The organism is Roseovarius sp. BRH_c41 (genome assembly GCF_000961715.1).
GTDB lineage: Bacteria > Pseudomonadota > Alphaproteobacteria > Rhodobacterales > Rhodobacteraceae > Roseovarius.
Window position 1 is genome coordinate 1 of the sequence record NZ_LADY01000068.1, and the last position, 23007, is coordinate 23007.

The 23007-nt window shown below is 59.6% G+C and carries 23 protein-coding genes and 1 tRNA gene; 6 read left to right on the forward strand and 18 right to left on the reverse strand.

Annotated elements, in window-relative coordinates; genetic code table 11:
• The 4 genes from VR71_RS23250 to dapF form a co-directional block, all read right to left on the reverse strand.
• A partial coding sequence (locus VR71_RS23250; RefSeq protein ID WP_045686695.1) for a DNA translocase FtsK 4TM domain-containing protein occupies window positions 1-712 on the reverse strand: 712 nt, incomplete at its 3' end.
• A gap of 18 nt (window positions 713-730) precedes the next feature.
• Entirely contained in the window at window positions 731-1909 is a 1179-nt protein-coding gene (locus VR71_RS23255) for an aminotransferase class I/II-fold pyridoxal phosphate-dependent enzyme (RefSeq protein WP_045686696.1), read from the reverse strand.
• A gap of 192 nt (window positions 1910-2101) precedes the next feature.
• Window positions 2102-3373: a tRNA (N(6)-L-threonylcarbamoyladenosine(37)-C(2))-methylthiotransferase MtaB gene (gene mtaB, locus VR71_RS23260; protein ID WP_045686697.1), complete on the reverse strand. Its 1272-nt coding sequence runs from the start codon at window positions 3371-3373 to the stop codon at window positions 2102-2104.
• Window positions 3370-4203, reverse strand: a complete 834-nt coding sequence (gene dapF / locus VR71_RS23265) for a diaminopimelate epimerase (RefSeq protein ID WP_009817579.1) — start codon at window positions 4201-4203, stop codon at window positions 3370-3372. The genes mtaB and dapF overlap by 4 nt, the downstream gene beginning before the upstream one ends.
• A 108-nt stretch (window positions 4204-4311) precedes the next feature.
• On the opposite strand from dapF, the gene VR71_RS23270 reads away from it, so the two are divergent.
• Window positions 4312-4387, forward strand: a tRNA-Lys gene (locus tag VR71_RS23270).
• Between the two features lie 151 nt (window positions 4388-4538).
• Window positions 4539-4676: a hypothetical protein gene (locus VR71_RS25435; RefSeq protein ID WP_009817578.1), complete on the forward strand. Its 138-nt coding sequence runs from the start codon at window positions 4539-4541 to the stop codon at window positions 4674-4676.
• Window positions 4677-5361: 685 nt separating this feature from the next.
• Here the strand turns inward: VR71_RS25435 and VR71_RS23275 are convergent.
• From VR71_RS23275 to VR71_RS23310, 8 genes are all read right to left on the reverse strand, one after another.
• On the reverse strand, window positions 5362-7311 hold the full coding sequence (locus VR71_RS23275; RefSeq protein ID WP_045686698.1) for a DUF3604 domain-containing protein: 1950 nt from the start codon (window positions 7309-7311) through the stop codon (window positions 5362-5364).
• A gap of 34 nt (window positions 7312-7345) precedes the next feature.
• Window positions 7346-8335: a HupE/UreJ family protein gene (locus tag VR71_RS23280; RefSeq protein WP_045686699.1), complete on the reverse strand. Its 990-nt coding sequence runs from the start codon at window positions 8333-8335 to the stop codon at window positions 7346-7348.
• Window positions 8332-9198, reverse strand: a complete 867-nt coding sequence (locus VR71_RS23285) for a peptidylprolyl isomerase (RefSeq protein ID WP_296430819.1) — start codon at window positions 9196-9198, stop codon at window positions 8332-8334. Before VR71_RS23285 ends, VR71_RS23280 begins: the two co-directional genes overlap by 4 nt.
• A gap of 190 nt (window positions 9199-9388) precedes the next feature.
• Entirely contained in the window at window positions 9389-9925 is a 537-nt protein-coding gene (locus VR71_RS23290; RefSeq protein ID WP_045686700.1) for a hypothetical protein, read from the reverse strand.
• A 138-nt stretch (window positions 9926-10063) separates the two neighbouring features.
• Window positions 10064-10801, reverse strand: a complete 738-nt coding sequence (locus VR71_RS23295; protein ID WP_009817572.1) for an outer membrane protein — start codon at window positions 10799-10801, stop codon at window positions 10064-10066.
• Window positions 10802-10989: 188 nt separating this feature from the next.
• Window positions 10990-11976: an AraC family transcriptional regulator gene (locus tag VR71_RS23300; RefSeq protein ID WP_296430821.1), complete on the reverse strand. Its 987-nt coding sequence runs from the start codon at window positions 11974-11976 to the stop codon at window positions 10990-10992.
• A 786-nt stretch (window positions 11977-12762) separates the two neighbouring features.
• Entirely contained in the window at window positions 12763-15480 is a 2718-nt protein-coding gene (locus VR71_RS23305) for an Ig-like domain-containing protein (RefSeq protein WP_045686702.1), read from the reverse strand.
• 684 nt (window positions 15481-16164) lie between these two features.
• Window positions 16165-16698 carry a hypothetical protein gene (locus tag VR71_RS23310; protein WP_040650504.1) on the reverse strand — a complete coding sequence of 178 codons (534 nt, stop codon included), beginning with the start codon at window positions 16696-16698 and terminating at the stop codon, window positions 16165-16167.
• 250 nt (window positions 16699-16948) lie between these two features.
• On the opposite strand from VR71_RS23310, the gene VR71_RS23315 reads away from it, so the two are divergent.
• Window positions 16949-17545 carry an exopolysaccharide biosynthesis protein gene (locus VR71_RS23315; protein ID WP_045686703.1) on the forward strand — a complete coding sequence of 199 codons (597 nt, stop codon included), beginning with the start codon at window positions 16949-16951 and terminating at the stop codon, window positions 17543-17545.
• A 141-nt stretch (window positions 17546-17686) separates the two neighbouring features.
• Here VR71_RS23315 and VR71_RS25440 read toward each other — a convergent pair whose 3' ends face one another.
• From VR71_RS25440 to VR71_RS23330, 4 genes are all read right to left on the reverse strand, one after another.
• Window positions 17687-17827 carry an entericidin A/B family lipoprotein gene (locus VR71_RS25440; RefSeq protein WP_083781531.1) on the reverse strand — a complete coding sequence of 47 codons (141 nt, stop codon included), beginning with the start codon at window positions 17825-17827 and terminating at the stop codon, window positions 17687-17689.
• Window positions 17828-17910: 83 nt separating this feature from the next.
• On the reverse strand, window positions 17911-19665 hold the full coding sequence (locus tag VR71_RS23320) for a histidine kinase dimerization/phosphoacceptor domain -containing protein (protein ID WP_045686704.1): 1755 nt from the start codon (window positions 19663-19665) through the stop codon (window positions 17911-17913).
• The gene (locus tag VR71_RS23325; RefSeq protein WP_040650501.1) at window positions 19662-20204 is read right to left on the reverse strand and encodes an RNA polymerase sigma factor; all 543 of its coding nucleotides are present in this window, start codon (window positions 20202-20204) and stop codon (window positions 19662-19664) included. The genes VR71_RS23320 and VR71_RS23325 overlap by 4 nt, the downstream gene beginning before the upstream one ends.
• Window positions 20205-20224: 20 nt before the next feature.
• Entirely contained in the window at window positions 20225-20368 is a 144-nt protein-coding gene (locus tag VR71_RS23330; RefSeq protein WP_363301792.1) for a NepR family anti-sigma factor, read from the reverse strand.
• 138 nt (window positions 20369-20506) lie between these two features.
• On the opposite strand from VR71_RS23330, the gene VR71_RS23335 reads away from it, so the two are divergent.
• Window positions 20507-21325, forward strand: coding sequence for a response regulator (locus VR71_RS23335; protein WP_045686705.1), 819 nt, complete (start codon window positions 20507-20509; stop codon window positions 21323-21325).
• A gap of 105 nt (window positions 21326-21430) precedes the next feature.
• Here VR71_RS23335 and VR71_RS23340 read toward each other — a convergent pair whose 3' ends face one another.
• Window positions 21431-21601 carry a DUF1328 domain-containing protein gene (locus VR71_RS23340; protein ID WP_009817562.1) on the reverse strand — a complete coding sequence of 57 codons (171 nt, stop codon included), beginning with the start codon at window positions 21599-21601 and terminating at the stop codon, window positions 21431-21433.
• Between the two features lie 182 nt (window positions 21602-21783).
• Here VR71_RS23340 and VR71_RS23345 point away from each other — a divergent pair, with 182 nt between their 5' ends.
• Both VR71_RS23345 and VR71_RS23350 read left to right on the forward strand, forming a co-directional pair.
• Window positions 21784-22113, forward strand: a complete 330-nt coding sequence (locus VR71_RS23345) for a YqjD family protein (protein WP_009817561.1) — start codon at window positions 21784-21786, stop codon at window positions 22111-22113.
• Between the two features lie 3 nt (window positions 22114-22116).
• On the forward strand, window positions 22117-22458 hold the full coding sequence (locus tag VR71_RS23350) for a phage holin family protein (RefSeq protein ID WP_009817560.1): 342 nt from the start codon (window positions 22117-22119) through the stop codon (window positions 22456-22458).
• A 95-nt stretch (window positions 22459-22553) separates the two neighbouring features.
• On the opposite strand, the gene VR71_RS23355 is transcribed toward VR71_RS23350, so the two are convergent.
• A complete protein-coding gene (locus VR71_RS23355; RefSeq protein ID WP_254656398.1) occupies window positions 22554-22949 on the reverse strand; it encodes a hypothetical protein in 396 nt (131 codons plus the stop codon).
• Window positions 22950-23007: the final 58 nt, after the last annotated feature.

Below are 23007 nucleotides of genomic sequence, written 5' to 3' on the forward strand. Positions count from 1 at the left end.
GCGCGCGCCGCTCGGCCATCATCGTCTGCACGGCCTGTCCGGCCTGCGCCGCCCCACCGGCGCCGCGGCCCAAGGCCTTCATCACCGCCGCATAGCACAGGATCGCCCCCACCAGCAGGAACCGCGCGATCCGGCGCAGTTCGACCTTGGTAAAGCCCAAGACGAAGGCGCCCAGAATCAGCACCCCCGCGCCGAGCGCCAGCGACAAAACCTTGAGCCCGACGCTTGCCCCAATCGGCAGGATGCCCAGCAACGCCCCAAGCACGGTATCGCCAAAGAGCCCGCCCAACCCAAAGCTATGGGTCTGCGCCCACGCCGCGCCCGGTGCCAGAGACGAGGCATAAAGCGCCAGAACCGCCAGCCAGATCGGTGCGAAAATCAACCGCCCCATGGCCCGGTCCTCGCCCCGGTGCAGCGCCAGCCGCGCGCCCCAGACCGCCAGAACGATGGCGAATCCCCAAGACCCCCAGCCGATGATCATGAACAATGGCGCCGCCATCGACGCGCCCAACCGCCCCATCCAGTTCTGCACCGGCGCATCGGTGGCCGACATCCAGCTCGGATCATCCGGGCTGTACGAGACCACCATTGCCGCCGCCATCAGCCCGAGGACGATCAACACGAGACCCAGCAATTCCTTGCCACGTTTCTCGATCGCCTCAGCCATGTTGCTGTCCAGCAAAGGGTCGCGCCCGCGCGTCTGATATGCCATGTCGTCCCTCGTCCTCAATCATCCATAGAGACAGTCACGCAGCCGCCTCAGGCCACCCGCCATCTCGGTTTTTGGGGCCACCATCGCGACCCGAATATAACCCTGACCGGGGTTCACGCCCCCCGCCTCCTGGCTCAGATAGGCACCGGGCAAAACCCGCACGCCGGTTTCCCGCCAGAGCCGCAGCGTCGCCGCCTCGCCATCCTCGACCGGCAACCACAGGAAAAACCCAGCCTCGGGGCTGTGATATCCCGGCAAGTTGCCGAGGATGTCATCGGCCATCTCGTATTTCTCGCCGTAGAGGCGGCGATTCTCAGTTACATGCGCCTCATCCGCCCAAAGACGGGCTGCGACATGCTGCAACGGCATCGGCAGTGGCGATCCGGCGTAATTGCGCAATTGTTTCATCTGCGCGATGTTCTTCGGTCCTGTCGCCACGAAGCCGCTGCGCAGCCCCGGCAGGTTCGACCGCTTCGAGAGGCTGTGAAAGGCCACGATCCGCTCTGGGTCCGCGCCCATCTCCTGCGCGACCTCCAGAATACCCACCGGGGGCGTATCGCGGTAAATCTCGGCATAGCATTCATCGGCGAAGATGCGGAAATCGTGTTTTTCGGCCAGCCGGATCAGATCCGCCCAATAGGCGCGGCTCGCCACCGTGCCTTGCGGATTGGCGGGCGAGCACAGATAGGCCACCGTCACCCGGTTCAGAACCTCCTCCGACAACGCCCCGAAATCCGGCAGAAACCCGGTCTCATGCGTGGCATTCAGAAACATCGGCTCTGCCCCCACGCTCAGCGCCGCCACCATATAGACCTGATAAAACGGGTTGGGCACCAGCACCACCGGGCGCTTGCCGCCCTTGGTCTCTGGGCTGAGCGCCATCATCGCATTGTAAAGCCCCTCGCGCGTGCCATTCAGCGCCATGATCCGCGTCGCCGGATCGAGCGTCACGCCATAGCGCCGCCCCACCCAATCGCTCGCGGCCTCAAGCAGCGCAGGCATGCCCTCATTGATCGGGTACACGCCAAAGCCATCGGCATTTTCCGCAATGATATCAACGATCCAACGCGGAAATTCGTGCTTGGGCTCGCCAATGGTCATATGCACGACTTCGCCGCCGGGCGCATGGGCGTCCAACAGGGTCCGCAAGCGCGGAAACGCATAGGCCGGTAGGTTCGCAAACCGCTCGGGATACATCTGATACTGCCTCAAGGTTCGGGATCGTTCGCGTCCCGTTTCCCTGAATCTACCCAAGCCCCGGCCTCAGGTCCAGCAAAACCAATGGTCTAGACCCCGGATTGTGGCATTTTTGGCAAGCGCCCGGCTTTCACCGTTCTGCAAATACTCACCGCCACCCATCCCCACGCGCTCCGGCAGGGGTTTGCGCCCTCAGGCCGCCGTCAATTGCCCGCCCTGCCAGCCCGTGACCCGCGCGCGCACAATCTGCCCCTCGGGGCGATCGCTGTCGAAAACGACCTCGGTGAATTGCTCGGTCCGCCCCATGCGCGGCGCCTCCATCAGCACCGCGTGCTCGCGCCCGTGCTGCGCTGCCAGATGGGCGGCAACCCGTGCCTCGCCCGCCGCCCGCAACCGCGCGGCGCGATCCTTGATGCTGCGGCCATTGACCTGCGGCATCCGTGCTGCGGGCGTGCCGGGGCGCGGGGAATAGGGAAACACATGCAGCCATGTCAGATGACAGTCCTCGACCAGCCGCAAGGAGTTTTCGAAATGCGCCTCCGTCTCGGTCGGAAAGCCTGCGATAATATCCGCGCCAAAGGTCATCTCCGGCCGCAAACGCCGCGCCTCTTCGGCAAAGCGAATGGCATCCTCGCGCAAATGCCGCCGCTTCATCCGCTTGAGGATCAGATCATCGCCATGTTGGAGACTCAGATGCAGGTGCGGCATCAGGCGCGGCTCTGTGGCAATCGCCTGCATCAGGTTCTCATCCACCTCGATGGAATCAATCGACGAAATCCGCAGGCGCGGCAGGTCCGGCACCAGCCGCAGAATCCGCATCACCAGATCGCCAAGCTTGGGTGTGGCCGGCAAATCCGCCCCCCAGCTTGTCAGGTCCACGCCGGTCAGCACGACCTCGTTGTACCCTGCCCCTACCAGCCGCTTGATCTGTTCGACCACGACACCGGCGGGCACAGAGCGCGAATTGCCCCGGCCAAACGGGATGATGCAAAAGGTGCAGCGATGATCGCAGCCGTTTTGCACCTGCACATAGGCGCGGCTTCGGCTGCCGAACCCATCAATGAGATGCCCCGCCGTTTCACGCACCGACATGATGTCATCAACCAGCACCCGCTCGGTCTCGCCGATGAAATCCCCAGCCAGCCGCCCCCATGTCGCAGGGCTCATCTTTTCGGTATTGCCAATCACCGCGTCCACCTCGGGCATCGCGGCAAAGGTCTCGGGCTCGGTCTGCGCGGCGCATCCGGTCACGATCAGGCGCGCCTCAGGGTTCTCGCGCCGCAAGCGCCGGATTTCTTGCCGCGCCTTGCGCACCGCCTCGGATGTCACCGCACAGGTGTTGACAATGACCGCATTGCCCAAGCCCGCTTGGCCTGCCAGTTCCTTCATCGCCTCGGTTTCATAGGCATTGAGCCGACAGCCCAGCGTGGTGAATTTCGGCGCCCCGATTCTCTGTTCACTCATCGAACCGCCGCCAGAAATGCGGGCGTGAGCACGCCGCTTGCCACATGCGCGGTCTCGCCGGTCATCCAGACGCCATCCTCGCGCCAGTCGACATGGATCGTGCCGCCATCCAGATCAATCCGCACCCTGCGCCCCGTCAGCCCGCGCCGCGCCGCTGCAACCGCCGTGGCACAGGACGAAGAGCCAGAGGCCAGCGTCACCCCAACGCCCCGCTCCCAGACCCGCATGCGGATATGATCGGGGCCAATCACCGTCGCCACCTGCACATTGGTCCGCTCGGGGTAAAGCGGGTGATGCTCATAGCGCGGCCCGAATTGTGCCAGCGGCACCGCCTCGGCATCGGCCACGAAAAACGTGCAATGCGGATTGCCCATGCCCGTGGCCACCGGCCCGCCCTCAATCGGCAATTCCAGCGTGTCCATCGCCTCGGCCAGCGGAATCTCGGCCCAATCCAGCTGCGGCTGCCCCATGTTCACAGATGTCAGCCCGCCGCCCGCATCCACCGCCACCAGCGCCCCACGCGCCGTGCTCAGCTCCAGTCGCGCCTTGCCGCTCTCGTCCATCAGATACCGCGCAATACAGCGCGTGGCATTGCCGCAGGCCGCAGAGGTCGAGCCATCGGCATTGTAAAAGGTCAGATGCGCGTCGCCCATGCCTTGCGTGATCACCGCCAGTTGATCGAATCCGATGCCCCGATGCCGGTCGGCAATGGCCATGATCAGCCCCGGCGTCAGCCCCAAATCCCGCGCACGCCCGTCCAGCACGACAAAATCGTTTCCCAGCCCATGCATCTTGAAAAAGGGCAATCCGGTATGGTCATCGTGGCTCATCCTCGCGCATATAAACTGCGCCTCGCGACGAATCCAGCAGATCGCGGAATTATCTTGCACTTTCGGGGTTGACCCCCCGCCCCGCTCTTTCTAGATAGCGCGTCTAGTGGGCCGTTAGCTCAGTTGGTAGAGCAACTGACTTTTAATCAGTGGGTCGCAGGTTCGAATCCTGCACGGCTCACCACTGTTTCAAGGACTTAGCGTGTGCAGCAGCATAGCGTTGGATCGAGAATGTTCTTAATCCGATCCAACGAACGATTCCGTCTCAGTTGCACAATCTGGTTTGCACCCTCGCTTCGAATCCTCGAGTAGCGGTTTGTCGTCGAGACACTTGCATGCTGCGCCGCATCGCGCAGCGCAAAGGGATCTACGCCAAGGCCTTTGGCTTCCGTGACCGCTCCGGCACGGATATCCATCATCCAAATGTTCTTTGGCAAACCCGCAGCTTTTCGCATCCGCGCCCAAGCCTGTGACCAGCCGCTTACTGTCTATGGCCGGCCACCGGCGCGCATAGAAAGGATGACAGGGCCAACAGGGACTCTCTTGACGTAGCATCCGGAGCCGTGACTGGATTTCGGGCAACGGTGTCAGGTCGAACGGTATGGCTCAGGAAGGCTCTTTGCGGCCTTGGATATGACCACGGCGGCTCTTTGCTATAGCCTGCTCAATCAAGCTCGTCCGACGAAGACATCGCGCACCGATTTCATCGGGCGCTGTCTGGGTTCTGTGGGCGAACATTTGAGCGCGCGCTTGCGCGAGCGAAAGCGCCTCGTCATGGCCGGGAAAGCGATGGCGGAGTGTGTGTCCCAGATGCGTGCCTGCTGGCCTCGGACAAACAGATGTTGCCAGAACGCGCATTTAAGCTCTGCGACTACCTTGCCTGCAGTCGGCAGGCGTGTGGCGCAGGACTGAAGTGTCTGACATCAGCAAATAGCATGGGGTGTTCCTCCTCGCATCGGTCGTGGTCGCTTCGCGCCGGTTGGTGTCGAACAGGGCGGTAAGTCTCCGATCAGTTTGGAAAATCTGTGTAGTTTTGCTGCCTTTAAGCCGCCTCCGCCCATCAGGCCCTGCCCGGATAAAAACACCACAATTGCGGATCAATGCTGTGCGACTAGAATAATGGCGCACAGCATGTTGCTTGACCAGCAGACCCAGTAGTCACTGCGCAGGCGTGTACCAGATCGGCGAGGTATATGCCCGTTCGGTAATCGTCATCCGCACACCGTCGGCAGGTTCTACGCCGTAGTAGCTGGCATCCCGAGCGGTCCAGCGCGGCGTCGGGATCTCGATGACCCGGGCATAGTAAAAGGCCCTCAACGTCGGATCAAAATCCGGGTCCGCCCAGACGGTAATCAGTTCCGGGTCGCCGATGGTGTTGGTGAAGCTTGCGTCGACAATATCGACGGTCGAGCCGACAGAGGGCAGCTTGCCATCTGCATCGGGTTCGCGGGTATCGGCGTCACCCCAGGCCACGTCATAGACGCGCTCCTGCGTATTGCCTTCGGCATCGATCCAGCCCTTGATGATCTGCACCCGGTCGAGGTTCGCGCCGATCGGATCTTTCAGCGCGGCAACAAGGAAGCTGGGCGCCTTGCCTTCGGGAGCATTGACCAGATCACCCCCCATTGGCACACCCTTGGCATAACCGGCCTGTGCAGGCCTCCGAGTATTGACGTCCTCTGTCACGAAATCCCAGCCACCGAAGAAGCGCACGGCCATCCGGGTGCCTGTGGTCGCATAGGTCTCTTTTCGCTCCATCGCATCAAAAATCGCCTCGCGGGTGTTCTCTGTGGCCCAGACCACCGCGAGGCCAGAAGCGCCGACCTCCCATTCACTGATGGTGCCCACATCGGTCTTGACGAAGGGTTTCGCGATCCGCTCGGGCCCCGGCTCCATCGAGACGGTCTTGCCAAAGAAGTTGTCCTCCTCGAAGGACGAAAAGCCGAGATGGCTGTCGGTCGAGCCAACGAGGCCGAACTTGTAGGGGTTGGTGCCGAACTGGGTTTCCAGCTTCATGCCGTTCAGCAGCGCCGAGCGGGCATATTCATGCTGCAGCATCTCGGGCTTCTTGGCGACTGTCATGGTCAGGTTGCCCTTGTCCCAGATCTCGAAATCCGCGAACTCGTCATTTGGCGAGAGGTAGGGATGCGTCTCGCTTGTGCCCTTGGTCTGCGTCATCTCATAAAGTCTTTCCCACTTGGCTCGCTCAGACACATAGTTCGCGTCCACTGGCGCGCCGAACTGCTCGATGGTGGGGAACATCAGGCCGTTTGACAGGTTGCCGTTGTGCGCAATGGCCAGAACATTCCCGCCGGTCTTCTCTTCGTATGCGCCCATCCACTTCCACAGATCGACCGGGTTCTGGCTGCCGTGCGGCGGCAGCGTGACCATCGGGTCCATCTGCACGGCAAGATCGCCGCCGTCCCGATAGATAACGTTGCGATGCAGGTTGTCGCCCTTGCCCACCTGCGACGTCCATTCGTAGCCGATGATCGCGCTGAACCTGCCCGGTTCATTGGCCTCTTCAGCGGCAGCAATGATGTCCTTCCAGGTATCGCGGTAAAGCTTGGTGCCGGGCTGCGACATGATCTCGATCGGGAAGCTTCCGTTCGAGAAGGCGGTGATGATCTGTATGGCCGCCTCGGCGCCCTTGCCGGCCTGCATCAGATCATACCAGGCCTTTGCTTGGGCATTGGCGAGGATGTCGGGATTGCCGGCGGCAAACTCGCCGAAGAACCCCATGTTGTCCGAGTGATCGGTCACAACGGTGAAATCCAGCGGGCGCGCGATGCGGACGGGCTGGCCGGTGTTCGACACAATCTCCTGCCCCTTGGCGAAGCGATAGCCGTCGCGTGGTCCCAGGCGCGCGCCGAAGGTGCCCGCATCGAAGGACAGCGTCGTATGCAGGTGGGTTTCCCCGAACAGCGGTCGGTCCGGAAAGTTACGCCCGGCATTGGGCGAATAGGGCGGCTCCTGGTTCAGCGACTCAAGGTTGGACGCATCATGGCCATGCGTGTCGGCAATACCCTGCTGCGCGAAGGCCGGCAGTGCCGGTGGGCTGACAGCGACCGCGGCGAGGAACAGCGTCTTGAGAAGGCTCGGTTTCATGATCGTCTCCTTGATAGTTTCGTTTAAGTTCGTTTCAGGCAGTCAGAATTCGCTCTACGGTCCAGAAGGCCGCAATCGTGCCGATGGCATAGGCCGGAAGCAGGCCCGCCCACCTGGGCAGGCTCAGAGGGCCGATGCCGCGCACGAGCCAGATTAGCCCGAGGATCACCGCGACAAAGGTCAGTTGTCCGGCCTCGACCCCCAGATTGAAGGTCAGCAGCGCAAGCGGGATATCCCCCGAAGGAAGGCCAATCTCGCGCAGAGCGCCGGCAAATCCAAAACCGTGCAGCAATCCGAAGATAAAGGCGACGAGCCAGGGCGCGCGGGTGCTCAGCCCCGGCTGTCCCTGCTTGAGCATGATCAGTTCCCGCGCAAGGAAGACGATGCTAAGGGCGATCACCGCCTCGACCGGCGCCGGGGTCAGACGCACCAGTCCAAGTGTCGACAAGGCTAGGGTGATGCTGTGTGCGATGGTGAAAGCGGAGATCGTCTTGACCAGTTGCCATCCACCCCCAACGATCAGAGTCAGGCCAAGGACAAAGAGCAGATGGTCTATGCCTGCAAGGATGTGTTCGAAGCCCAGCACTGCATATTCTATTGCGACGGCAAGCGCACCGCGAGGACCCTGCACCGTCATCGTGGCCGAGGCGGGACGCAGGATGTGGGTCTCGGTCGTGCCATCCCCGAAGGCCAGCCGCACGAGAACCTCGGCACTGGTTTCAGGCAGGCGCGCGATGGAAAGCTCGCGCCCGATCAGCCCCGCCTCGCCGCAGTCAATGAGCATCCGCGTCAGCGATGCGCCGGGCACCTGATGTTCGGCCTCGGAGGACGTGGTGCAGCCCTCGGGCCAGACCACCGAAAAACCGATCACATAGTCGCCGCGCATCGGGCGTTTCCAGATGACGTCATAATTGCCGGAGCCAAGCTCTCGGATGTCGAGATAGGCCGGGCGGGATTCATGCGCCACTACGGGGTGCGCCACTCCCGATAAGGCGAGACACAGGACCAGAAGCCACCGGATCATGACTCGCCCCCGGCGCTTGTCCCCGGCGCGGCGGGCGTTTCAACCACAACCTCGTAGCGTTCCAGCAGCTTGCGATAGACGGCCTCATTTGCCGCGACGCGCTGTTCGTAGATCCAGTCGTCCCGGACCCGTTGCCGCACCTCCTCGAACGCGAGGCGCCTGCCGGGGGCGCGTCCCGTAATCCAGACAAGGTGCAGCCCAAAGTCAGACGCGATTGGGCCAGCCCAGAGACCGGGCTCCACCGTCTGCAGAGCGGCTACGAAATCCGGTCCGAACATCGCCTCGATCGCGTGCAGGTCGAGACCGACAAGATCCGATGGCAGCGAGGTGATATCGCCCAGCGTCTCTGCCGTCCCTGGTTCCGTTGCCCATTTCAGATCTGCCAGCGTCTGAACCGCGTCGATCTCAGCCTGCGCGCCGCGCCGAGTTGGGCTGAACAGGACCTGGTGGAAACTGACGCGGGCAGATTGCGCATAGCGGTCTCCCTGCGCCTCGAAATACGCGCGCAGGGTCGCGTCGTCTGGATCGGTGTCATAGGCGAGATCCTGTGTCAGAAACTCATACTTCTGTCGCAGGTGACGGCGCACCACGACATCGTCGCGGTCAAGTCCAAGTGTGAGCGCCTCACGGTAGAGCACCTGCTCGCGCACCGCTTCTCCGATAAGGCCCGAAAGCTCCGCCTCGCTTGGCGGGCGCTGCCAGCGCTGCTCCCAAGCGGCGGCCATGCGTTCAACTTCGGCTGCCTCGATAAGTATCTGGTTTTCGACACTCGCCGTGCCGGGGGCCTCCTCATCGAACAGAACCGCGAAGATCAAACCACCCAGAAGCAGGAAATGCAGCAGGGGTTCTCTCAGAAGCTTCATGATTATGCTCCTCGGTTCTTGCCGGAAGGATTGCGGTTTCACACTCAGAGCCAAGGGAGTTTACGCAGGACCTGAAGCAGATCCTGCAGGCTTGATCGAGTTGCAGCGGAGTCAAGCACAGCTTCGACGTCCCGGCGCATCCTGCCCGCAAAGCGCGCATTGTCACGGTTAGGACTGTGAGGAAACCCGGTCACGATCCCTGAAGTTTCCCCGTGCATTCGCGTGCTTCGTAAATCGCGTTACGCAGGTGACCAAGCGAGATAGTGACCGTGAAGGGTTTGTTCGGGAAAACGATCATCTCCTCTTGTTGCTCCAGATCGAGGCGCAACTGTTTGGCGGTCTCGCCGGTCGCGAGCACGTAGCCGCCCTCATAATCGTTCGATGTGCCGTGAACGACTGCCTTGGACTCGCCCACGTAGAGATTCCCGTTGACTATGACAGCGACGGCGTCCGTTCCCTCCTCCAGCTTGGCCCCTTTCTGGAATATTCCGATGTATCCATAGTCTTTGTCCTTGGTCAGGCCAATCTGGACGAGATGGCCTTCCGCATCTGAGCGCGAAATGAAGCAGGTGCTGCGGGTGCGGTTCTCATGGACAACCCATTCTCCCACGTCTCGATAATGGGCGATTTCATCAGTGTTCACGGGCAGCACGTCCTGATCCGCCGCAAGGGCCGGCGCGGCCGCGCCAAGCAGCAGTATCACTGCAGTTCTCAAGGTCATGTTCATGTACTTTCTCCCAAATTTTAAGGTTCCTAAGAAGCCAGAACGGCTGTAATTCCACTTTAGGGACCCATCCGGGCCCGGTGCACACTCTTGCGGGATAATGATGGTAGCGCATCGGCCACGGTCATTTTGTATTCCCTGTCAGAAACGCGCCGTGATCCCGATCACCGGACCATAGAGTTCCAGATCGACATCCGTGCCGTCGATTTTCTTCTCGATAGACAAGTATCGATAGCCAAACCTCGCCGACCAGGTTTCGTTGAATTTGTATCCGACGCTGGCCAGAACCTGCCAAGAAAGGTCGGATGCATCGCCAATCCCAAAGCCGCCGACATCGACCATTCCTGCCGCGAACCAGTCACCTGAAAGCGGCACAGCAAGACGTGCGGCCAGAATAGGATCGACCCAGTTATCGCCGAACGAACGGTTCCCCGGCAATGGACCGCCTGTCAGACCAACGTCGATATCCACGTCATACCAGCGAAGACCGCCACCGAGGTCGAGCGTTGCGTCTGCGGTATCAACAACGCGATAGGCCGCATAGGCCGACAGCAACGTCATCTCCGTTTCCACCTTGGCAGCGTTAAATACAGGGCCGGGTGTGTCGCTGCTCGCACTGAGATCGCTGTAGATGAGATCTCCTATGAAGGACCAGCGATGGCGTCGGGCTTCAAATGTGCCCATTAAAGCAAGGTCCAGCGAATCCCATACGTCTGAGAAATCGGCCTCTGTCTTCACCTCTCCGGCAGGTGTTTCGACCGTGTTGCTGATTCCCGTGAACCATCCGTAAAGCGTCGTCGAATACTCCCAGTTCGATTCCTGAGCGAATACCGGAGAGACCGACACAAAAGAAAAGGGAACAAGAAATAATATTTTCATGCGCAGTCAACTTCTGCTTCCTGGCAGGACGACCTGCCCCAGATCGATCATAGCCTCGGAAGAACCTGTGGAATTGACTTTGCGCGCCACAAAAGCTTCTGCCCAGCATATTCCCGTTCGGGGTGGTGCTGCATCCGTAAGCGTGGCCGGAATACTATCCGCGTGCCAACCTTATCCGGTTGCTCGCGTCAGGGCGACTGTTCGCTCCAGCGCCGCATCGCGCGTGTGAGGGTCGACGGGTGTGTGTAACCCATTTGCCCCGACAAATCCTGCAACCGTGAGCGTGGGTCCTTTAGCCATTCTGCGGCAATGTCCTGTCGGACCCTGTCGATGACGTCGGAAAGGCTGACTTCTTCCTGAGCCAGCCGGCGCTGCAAGGTGCGGCGACTTACTCCCGCAATGGCCGCCATTCTGTCGAGCGAGGGGGTTCCATCTTTCATCATGCTCTTGGCAAGCAAGGCGAGACACGCCGCCATGCTGCCGTCGCCGCGCAGCGGACGCAACCTCGGGATTGGCAGATTCTGCCCGGCGTCGACGAGGTGCTTCGGGAAAGAATGGTCAGCTATGGAGGCAGGGATTACAACCTCCAGAGGCGTATTGACATCAGCCTGCAAATCGCAGTCGAGCCAGGGGCGCAGGTGAGCAAGTCCGAATTCGGGATGCGGCACCATTCTCACCGCCTGAAGCGGAGGTGACGACTTCCCCGTGGAGCGGCAGATCTTGTGGATCAAGGCGAGGACATATTGCGCGACAATGTGCCGTGTTTCCTGGTCCTTGAACGCAAAGGTCCAACTGTCAGCGATAACGCAGTCGTCAGAATTCTTCGAAAGAACCAGAACTTCGTGTGTGCATTGATATGGCATCATAGACGCTGCAAAAGTCAGCGCGCTGCGCGGCGTCGAGCAAAGAGCGATGGCGTTTCCCAGTAATCCGATGTCGAGCACACCAGTTTCCGCGACAACATGAAAAGCTATATCGGGGCCCTCGTCTTGCGTGAGATTAAAGAAAAAATGCGCGGCGTTCTTTGCGGGAATGATCGCGTGCGGATCGTCCCAAGGGTACCAATCAAGATCGACTGCCCGCAGCGCCGAGTCGACATCCCGGCCATGGCTGACCATCCAGCGCAGCGCAGGCGCGATAACATCTGCACGTATGATTGGCACGAAGCTTGACATGACGGACAATCTATTAAGCCACGTTCGTGGACTGGGCGTAGTCGAATCAAATTCTTACTAAAGATACCAAACGACATCATGATCTGTGCAAGTCCGTAGGTTTAGTCTGATACTTCTGGCGCAGGTCGCCACCGGTCGTAAACCCGGAGCTTCCTCAAAAAGTGGCACGACTTAGGTCGCGAAAATATGCTCCAGCGGATCAGGTCGCCGCCGCTCCTGCGGCTGCGCCGTCTACGAAGGAATGCGCGGATCCTGCTCAATCCGATAGCCGCGCAAATATCTGGCGATGAATCGGCGAGTTGTCTGTTACTCATCTTATGAACTGGCGTGAAGCAGAACTTACCAGGCTGTTACCCCAAGAGTTTACCCTTCGAGAAGTTCCAACTTAGTAGCTTCGGAGTTAACTCTCCAGAGTTTAGGGCTTCCATAGATTTCCAACCCGTTGATTTGGGTTTGATTTGCGTGATCTTGGCGCAAGAAAGCCGTTCTTCCTGATAGTTGCCGCCCTAAATACCAACTCGCCATTAGGTCCCCTAAATTTCCTGAGACACCCTAGATGTTAAAATGGCTCCGGGTTCTCCAAAATTTCCGTAACGACTCCTCGGCTCACAAGAAGCAAGCTACTAAAAAAAAGAGCGTCTCGTACGGCCTGTGGATGTGACCCTCAAAATTGCAGATGCCATCGAGGCCGCCGTCCAGCAGCACCCACACGGGGTTCCCCCGAAACCTGATCCAAGAACTTCCTCACGCGTACATTGCCTATTTCCGTTGAGGTGTTAGCCAACCTCAGGCGACGTCAAAGAATATCGGCGTATCCGTGTTGGCGGTGTTCCATCCTTCGATATCGAATTCTTCATCAAACAGCGTTGCCAGCCGCACATCCTCCAGCAGCGAGAATGTGTTGCCGAGCAGGAAGCCGTCGTTGTTGCCGTCAATCGACGGAATGATCCCGTCAAACAGGCTGACGCTTGGACCGTCGAAGAAGTCCGAGGTGATCCCGGCGCTGAATTGCAGCAGACCTGCAAAGAGGTCGAGATCAAGGCCGAGGTAGGTATCGTTGGAGAACAACGCCTCCATATCCACGGCGATGTCCACGTCGATCAGACCGTCGGCATTGCCGGACAGGTCGGGATCAAAATCGCCGGTGGTGGGCGTGTTGACCGTGATTTCATCTCCGAGAGAGAAGCCATTGATGATCGAGCCGTCCTCCAGCATCGCCATCAGGGGGAGATCCTCGATGCTGAGCGAAAAGTTCTGCAGCGTTTCCAGTGTCGTGGTCAGCGCGAGGGATACAAGGTCCCATGACCATTCGACCGACAGCAGGTTGAGATTGACCCCCGCGACACTGGTCGAGAGACCGAACGAGTCGCTGTTGCCAAAGGCCGAGGGGAAACCAAACAGAAGTTGCGACGCGAAAGCATCAAGATCAGCAGTCAGGGCCGCGACATCATCGCTGCCCGAAGAGCTGAGCGTGTTGCCATCCGGCGCATCCAAGGTGCCGGTTGTTTCGATGATCGGAAAGTTGAGGTCGAGATCAAAGAACGGATCGAGCGGGCCGAGAGGCACCGACAATTCAAGATCCTCACCGCTGGCATCAAAGATGTTAAAGCCCGGAAGGCCAAGTTCGCCGGTGAAGTTCGGGTCATTTCCGGTGTCGATATCCCAGATGTCAAAGCGCGAGCTGCCGATGATCAGATCAAGCGCCGTGTCGAGATCGAAGACGAAATCCATGCCGAAATTGACATTGGGCGACATGGTCGTGAAGGTGGACCCGCCGTCGAGCGAGTAGGCGCTGCTGATCGAGAAGGTTTCTCCATTTTCAACCTGACGCGGTGCGCTGAAGAAGACATCGACCGGCACCGAGGCGTCCACCTCGCCGGTGTTCAGCGAGAAATAGGGCTGCAAGCCAACCATCGCGGCGAAATTGCCCTCTGTCCGCACGCCGGGGGTCGAAATAGACGAGGGCAGATCAACATCCGCGTCGCAATCCGCGCCAAAGATACCGGCAATCGTGCAACCGAAATCGGCGATGGCGTTCACCACTGCCTCGATTCCGTCCAGTAACCCCTCGAGCGCATCGCCCGCAAAGGTAAAGCTTGGGATGATCGTGGCGTTGAGGCTCTGAGAGCCGGTATTGAAGCCGAAGAACGGCAAGGTGGGCTGAAAGACCAGCGCAGCACCGGTGCCGAACATGGATTGATTGTTGGTCTCAAACAGCAACTGATCGGTGAACTCTATGGGAGCGTCATCCGCGCCGATCACCGTGACCGTGATCGTGGACGGGGCCGAGGTGTCGCTCTCTTCCGGCGGGGTGGTCGATGTGCCGACGCCCGAATCGTCGATGGCGACATATTGGAATGTTACGTCGCGGGTCTCGCCCGCATCGAGAAACTGGAAATCATCCGTGGGGTTGAAGGTAAAAGTGCCGTCGCCGTTGTTGACCACCTCGCCATATTGATTGCCGAAGGCATCCGTCGGGTCCGAGATGATCTGGAAAGACAGGACATCCCCGATATCAATGTCAAACCCCATGAAACTTCCGGTCACGCCATCGCCGGTGAGGGGACCGAACTGGCCGCTCTGCACCATGTCAAAGGCGTCATCCTCACCGACGGACACCGCCACATCAAAGGCGTCGGGCTGATCGTTCTGGCCGTCGATCGTCAGCACGACATCAGCCGTGGCGAGATTTCCAGCGCTGGATTGGGTTTCGTAGGTAAAGGACCACTGTCGGATGTCGTCATGCGCCAGTTTGTCAACGTCCGCTCCGTCAGCCACGAACTTGGCGAAACCGTCGCTGGTGACGAGCAAGGTTCCCAACACCAGCCCACCAATCTCGACAGTGCGCTGGAATCCCGCTACGACTGGGTCAAGAGCGCCGAGTTCGTCCACAACGCTGATGACCGTCTTGCGCGTGCCATCGGCTTGTACACCGTTGGTGTCATTGGCGAGCAGATCAACCATAGCCCTTGAGTTTTCATCAACTTCCCAAGCATCATTGCGGGCGACACCGCTGGCGTCCCCGGCGATTTTCTCGCTGCCACCGCGTTTGTTGCCGGTGCCGACGGAAGTGTAGCGCAGACCAAAATCCGCAAGATCGAAACTGTCGAGAGAGAGCGGCTCAGTGGCCGAGAGCACAAAGCTGACAGATGAAATGTCATCCTTGGCTTTGCCGGGGGTGCCAAATTCAATGCCCCCATCAAACCGCCCCTGTTGCTTGAGCACGCTGCCGTTGACGTTCACATCGTTGCGCACACTCGAAATCGAGCCTTCATCGAACGCGGTCTGACCGATGATGTCTTCGCTGCCGTCGATGCCCGTAACGGTGAGCCCCGCCGTTGTGGCGTCAAGGTCAGCCATGTCAAAAAAGATGCCTCGAAGATCGCCTAGAAGCCCCGAGCCCAATACGTTGATGTCAAATCGTAGGGTTCCGTCTGGCAGCTCCGTGATCTTGATCAGCGTGTCAACAGGGCCGTCCACGGTGAAAGTAATCGATTTTGCCATTGTAGAGATCCTTTGGCTAAATGCTTTTTAAGCGAAGAACGGAAAGAGTGTCGAAGTATTCATTGAAAAAAAGCTTACGTTACGTAATCAAACATTACCTTGGGTTGAAAAATAGTCCATCTTTTTTTGAAGGGTAGGTTCTGTCTTAGTTCATGGCAGTCATGAAACCTGTCGGTAAAGTGCTTCTCACTCGGACGCATCTGTGCTCACCAAATTTGCTCTGCGCCGGACGCAGAACATTCACCCGCTGGCGACGGACATGTTGTTCTTCTTAAATTTAGTTGAACTCACTTTTCTGATCCAGATACAATTTAAATAATTGAATTATATGTATATTTTCAATCATCGGATCGCAGGTTCGAATCCTGCACGGCTCACCACTGGCATTCAAATTGGACCTGTCTGTGTCCGGGTCTGGGTCTGGGTCCGGGTTTCGGGCGTTGCACCTCAGAGCGTGTGGCCCGTGTGGCTGCTGATGCAGCGCGCCGTGCAGGACAGACGGCAGTAGACAAGCCTTAGACAAGCAAGGACGGCGACTGGTCTGTCGCCGCCCTTAGGGTCTCAACTCTGGCGTGAGGTCGTGCTGCAGGTGCAGCGGTCAGCCTGAATTAGCTGACTTGGCGGACTGCCCGGCTATGGTGCGCGCGACCAAGCGCCCGCACGTCACGGCAGACAGCGCGTTGATCACTCGTCCACGTCCAGACGCTCGACAACGGTCGCCGCATAGGCGTCCACGAGCGCATTGTAGAAATCGTCCTGCGAGGGTTCGATGGTAACCCAGCCCTCAGGGGCCGGGGCATCCCCCGAAACAGCACTCATCTGCAAGGCATAGCTGCCGATCAGTTCATCCGGATTCTCAAGGCTGTCGGCACTGACCGAGACAGCATCGTTGACGCCCTCAAAGGTGGAAATCGTCCCTTCAAGCTGGTTGAACTCGCCCGTGTCCGGCAAAAGCGTGCTGCCATCAATCGCGACCTTGTTGATCTCGACGACAACACGGGGGGCGTCCGCAGAATCCTCGACCGTCACCTTCGACACAATCGCCGTGGCAAGGTCAGCCTCGAGGGTCGGCCAGTACTTGAGAACGTTAGAGTCATCATACGCGCTCAGATCGACCTTGACGTCAACCGCGGACAGGGTTTTGTCCATAGCCATAACAGGGCCAACGGCGGCCAAGGTCATTCCGGTGCAAAGTGCAGTGCTGAGAAGAAGTTTCATTTTACAGTCTCCTTGAATAGGTCGTATCTATACCGCGTCGAGCGGTGACCCGACGGGTCGGTGACACGCACGCCCGCTTGGCGTGATGTGATCAAATAACGCCCGGCCTCTGGTATGGTTCCCTGAAAAACTTAAAATACCCCCCGGATCCGCCAGGGCGAGCCCCCGACCAAAGTCTGGAACCACAATGCCTTCAAGGCGTTATCCCTCGGGAAACTGGTAACAATCGCAACAGGAGCACGGGCCGGAGATGCCGAATGACGCAGCGCGAGACACTGAATCAGCGGTGGATCTGGTCGAAAACGGATGGGCGGCGCTGAACGGGGACTACACCAGCGTCGGCGATGTCGTGGATGCGCTCGGGCGGGCCAATTTTGCGCCGCTTCTGATCCTGCCGTCCTTGGCGCTGGTCTCGCCGCTCAGCGGGGTGCCCGGCTTTACCACATTATGCGGCCTGATCATCGCTGCGGTTTCGTTGCAACAGATGATCCATCGCTCCTCGCTCTGGCTGCCACGCTGGATTCGCTCCGCACGCCTGCGCACAGAACGGGTGCGTGTCGCCTACCGATGGTTTCGTGTCCCGGCGCGGTGGCTGGACCGCGTCACGCGGCGACGGCTGCACGGTCTGGTCACAGAGCCGCTGGTCATCCTGCCTCAACTCGTCTGCCTGCTCTGCGGGGTGGTCATGCCCTTCCTCGAACTGATCCCTTTCACCTCGTCGGCGCTGGGCGCGGTGATCACAGCCCTCGCCGTTGGCATGTTCGTCGGCGACGGCCTCTTGGTCTTGATTGGCATGCTCACCGCCACGGCGTTGGCGACCGGCGTCGCGACTCTGATCGTCACCTGAGCGCGCAGCCTGTCGCACGGCTGACCCCCCGCCACATTCAGAAAAGGCGCCCATCCCAAAGATGCGCGCCCCAGTCTCTCGCAGCATCTTCAAACCAGAATCATATCCGTTCCCGGTTTGAAGATGTGTCAAATCAAACAGTTATTCTTGGACATCTTGCGATGCGCCTGTCACCGCTTGACCTGCACCCTGGATGTCCCGGCCAGCGCCCTCCACCGTCTCGCAGGCAGCCAGAACGCCCATGAAGAGCAGGGAAATGAGGGAAAGTCTTGAACGTGTCATTGCAATCTCCGTTTGATTTCATGTGCAGGAACAACGCAGGTGCAATCGCTTGGTTCCATCTGGCCCGCATAATTCTTTCAGGCTCAGCCCTCGTCGTCGTCCGGCGTGGGCCATCTCATCGGAAAGACGACATGCAGCTCATATCGGTCAGGCTGCGTGTCGATCTCGAGCGTGCCATTCAACTGCGCGACAAAGGATTCAATCAACTTCGAGCCTAACCCAGAGCCATCAATCGGTGCCTCCGTTATGGCGTCGGCCTGCCCCTCGGGCACGCGAGAGTTCACCACACTCAGGCAAAAACTGTCCGCCGAGACCGCTTTCAGCGCAATATTGATCCAGGCATCCGCCCCGCTGGTCATGCCGCAGTATTTCACGGCGTTGATCGCGGCCTCTGTCGTCAAGAGCGACAGAGGGACGGATTGGTCCGGGCTGATCTCGACCGGTTCGAGGGCGGTGGTGACTGTGATCTCACGTCCGGATTCGTCCAGCGTGCCGACAATCACCAATTGCTGAATGATATCCTCCAGCAGCTTGTCGGCCCGCACCAGCGACAGCTTGCGCGCCAGATAGAGGTATCTGTGAATGGCCGATAGCGCCATCACCCGGTCCTGCACCCGCCGCAAGAGATGCTTGGCCTCGGTGCTTCCGGTCGCGCGGATCTGCATGTTGAGCATGCTCGAGATAAGCTGAAGATTGTTCTTCACCCGGTGATGCACCTCGCGCAAGAGCACGGTCTTTTCGTTCAAATCCTCTTCCAGCCGCCGCTCCTGCTCTGACAGCCGCCGGGTCATGGCCCGAAACGCCTCGGCCACGATCTCCAACTCCTCCGGAGCATTGTCGAGCCGCGCCTTGTCCAGATCACCGCGCCCCGCCGCATAGAGCCGCATCCAAGACCGCAGGCGGCGCACATGCCGGATCACCAGATGATTGACGCCGACATAGGCCACCACAATCGTGATCACCCACATGACCAACGGTAGATAAAGAGCAAAGGCACCCTCATAGCCCGGCAGCGCCCCGCGCCCGAGCCGAGGCTCCCAGCTACCCAAGGCAAAGACCTTGTCGCTGACAATCGGAACCACCGCAAAGTCGCGCGTCTTGCCCTCCTGATTCACATCCTGAAACGTCTGCCGCCCCTTCTCCGCCAAGCGGTCCAACCCATAGGAGGCCGGAAGAACCGAGCGGCGGAAATCCGAAAACTTGGCGGTGGCAACAATCTTGCCTTCGAACTGAAACAGCACAAGATCGACATCCGGCACGACCGTAGACAGTTTTTCATTGAGAGCACTGACCGGCACCGCGATCCAGACTGTTCCGCGAAATCGCCCGCCTGCAAAAACCGGCACCGCAACGCTGACCGTGGCAGTGCCGCCGATGAATTCCAGCGGATGCATCAGAATCTCTGTCTGTCGGCTGGTGAGTTCGGTGCGAATGGAATCCAGATCACTCAGATCCTGACGCCCGCCGTTCGACGCACACACAAGGTTGAGCCCCTCATCGACAAAGCCTGCAAAGGTGAACTTCGGATTCTCTTCTACAACCCGCGCCATCACCGCATCGCACGTCGTCTCCGAGGTGTCAAAGACGGGCACCGTGATCGCCAGCGTCTCGGCCGTGCTCATCGCGGATTGGATCATGTCCCGGCTTTCGGCCACGGCCTGTTGGGTCTGCTCCAACAGCGCCGTTTCCGAGAGGGTCTGCCGTTCTTCAAGAACCTTGTAGGTCTGATACACGGATACAAAACCGAGCGGCAGGATGGCGAGGCTCAAACCAAACCCCAATTGCAGCGCAAGATTGGGCGTCCAGAGCCCACGCAGCGCGGCCAGCCTCAATTTCATGCAACCGAGGTCCCGCTCACCACCGCCATTGTCGCGGCATCGGTCATTTCCAACTCGTCCTCATCATCCAGATGCATCAACTCCGCCAGCCGCTTGCGCGCACGGTTGGTGCGGCTCTTGATCGTGCCCACTGCACAGCCGCACATCTCTGCGGCATCCTCATAGGAAAACCCCTCGGCCCCGACGAGGATCAGAACTTCGCGCTGCTCATCGGTAAGCTGGGCAAAGGCCGCGCGGAAATCCGTCATCGCCAGATGCCCGTCATGCGCCGGCTTTTCAGACAATTGCCCCGCCATCTTGCCATCGGGGTCCTCGATCTCGCGGCGGCGCTTGCGATAGAGCGAATAATACGTGTTGCGCAGGATCGTGAAAAGCCATGCGCGCAGGTTCGTGCCGGGTTTGAACTTGTCAAAATTACCCCAGGCCTTGACCACCGCGTCCTGCACCAGATCATCCGCCGTTGCGGAATTGCGCGTGAGGTTCAGGGCAAAGGCGCGCATCGCAGGCAAGTGCCCCAGCAGCTCTTCGCGCGGGTCCATTTTTGGGTCTATGTCGTTTTTCACGAATCATCACCAGAGGATTTCTGCTTGTCCTCGCCCTGCTGGCGCAATTGCTCCAACAGCTTGGTAAAGCGTTCCGGCACCGGCTCCTTGGCCGTGTCCGCATAGACACGCCGGAGATTCTCGTCGATTGTTTCACTCAATTTCTTGGTCCTGCGATTCTTTTCCATTTCGCCTATTCATCTGCCATCATTGAATCGGCACTTTCTTGCGCCTGCTCGGGAACATAACACGCTGTTCCGCGTTTGGTTCCCTCAAGGACACATTTTTTGAGGACACACATGACGGAAACACCGCGCCAGCCGGACCTGAGCACTCAGATCGCCGAAAACCTCCCCTATCTTCGGCGCTATGCGCGTGCCCTGACCGGCAATCAGCAGACGGGCGATCACTATGCGCTCGCAACACTCGAGGCCTTGCTCGAAGATCAGGACGTGTTCAACAGCGGGCTCACCCCAAAGTCCGCCCTGTTCCAGGCCTTTCATCAAATCTGGATCTCGTCCGGCTCGCCCGTCGCCGAGGCGGACGCCGCCACCTCTCCCGAGGCGCGCGCGCAATGGCGGCTCGCAAATCTGACCAAGAACACCCGAGAGGCGCTCTTGCTGCACAGCATCGAGGGCTTTCGTGCGCCCGACATCGCCCAGATCATCGGTGGCACGGCGGATGAGGCCACCGCGCTCTTGACCATCGCACGCACCGAAATGACCAACTCGATCCGGGGCCGGATCATGATCATCGAGGATGAGGCGATCATTGCCATGGATATCCGCGCCATTGTCGAAGATATGGGCCATGACGTCACCGGCATCGCGCGCACCCGCGATGAGGCGGTGAAACTCGCGCGGCGCGACCCGCCAGAGATGATCCTGGCCGATATTCAACTGGCCGACAAATCCTCGGGCATCGACGCGGTCAATCTCATCCTCAAGGAATTGGGCGACCGGCCGATCGTCTTCATCACCGCGTTCCCCGAGCGTCTCCTGACCGGCGAACGGCCCGAACCGGCCTTTCTGATCACCAAACCCTATAGCGAGGAACAGGTGCAATCCGCCGTCAGTCAGGCGATGTTCTTTGCCAGCACAGAAACCCTTCAGAGTTAAGCCATCTGACATGACATGACCCCGCGCTCTGGGCACGGGGTCATGGTCAGAAGGTCTCTCTGCAATCGCCCCGCGCTCATACGCGGGGCGTGTCCATATCACCCGTCAGGGTGCGCGACCACGCAGGGCGCGGGCGATCATTGCGACGACAAACAACACGAGGAAGATCACGAACAGAATCTGTGCGATCCCCGCCGAGGCCGAGGCGACGCCACCAAACCCCAAAACACCAGCGATCAGCGCGACCACCAAGAATACAAGTGCCCAGTACAGCATCGGACTCTCCTTTCAATGCAACATGGTTCCGATTGCTAACCCAACGGGCAAGCGGCTGTTTTGGTTCCCGCAGAATCCGTTTTCCTTCAAAATCCTCACGTTTCAAGTTTCTTTCAGCTTTCCCGGAACCGCGCGGGGCCGCGTGCGTTGAGTGTCATATATCAACCCGAAAGGACGCAATCATGGCACAAGCAAAATCCATCGACACATCGCCGCAAGACGAGATTGACCAGCTCTCAAAACAGATCGTGACGCTGCGCGAGGATATCTCGGCCATCTCCAAGACCCTTTCGGGACTTGGCGGAGCGACGCGCGACGCGGCCGTCGATGGCGCGCGCCGCAAAGTGTCGGAACTGCGTCACTCAGGCGAGCAGCAATTGCATGCCGCGCAGCACCGCGCTGAAGAAATGGGCCAACAGGCCGCAGACGCCGTCCGCAGTCAGCCCGCAGCTGCGGTTGGTATCGCCGTTGGGGTTGGATTTCTGCTCGGGTTCATGACGGGCCGGAAATAACCGATGGGCGGCATTGTCTCTGACCTTCGCCGCCGCGCACGCAATGCCGCGCGCGCGGCGGCCTTCACCGTGGCAGGTGTGGTCTTTGGTCTGGCGGGCTTGGGGTTTCTGACCGTGGCGCTCTGGATTCTGATCGCCACCTATGAGAGTGCGCTTGTCGCACACACCGTCATCGGCGCGCTCTATCTCGTTCTTGGTTTCTGCTTTCTGGCGCTTGGCGGTCAATCGACGGACGCGGAGACCGCCGCCGAACAGCCGCCTGCCAAAGAACCGCTGTTGCAGGTGGCCGAGGCCTTTGCCGTGGGATTGCAGGCCGGTCGCTCCGCCCGCGCACCGCGACCCTAGGCAATTTCAAGCCCAGCCTAGGCTTGGCCTCGCCACGAACGAGCGCCACGACAAACAAGATGAGGGGTTTCTGATCTCAACAAAAACCCAAAACTCTAGACCCCGTTCACCATCGGCCGCAGCACGCCGCGAATCATGTCCTCAGTAAAGGGCCGCACCAGCATGGCCCAGCCCTGCTTGGCCACCTTGATCTCGTCTTCCTCGCCCATGGTCAGCACGATTCGTGCCCCCCGCAGGCTGAGCGCGCTGTCGAGCCCTGCTTGCAGCACCTGATCATAGCGCATTTCCAAAAAGGCTGCGGATACCCGCGTTTCGCCCTCCAGAATGCGAATCAACTCATCCGGGTGCGGCGCATTGATCACACGGCACGGTCCTGCCGCCTGAAGTGAACCACAAAGATCCTCCGCAATCAGCAAATTACTGTCCATGACGATATAAACCGGCGGCTCCGGCGGCGTCGTCTCATCAAAGGGCATTAGGGGCTCTCTCATTGGGTCATATCCAAACATTCCTAATTCTGGAACATTATTCGGAGTGATGCATTAAACT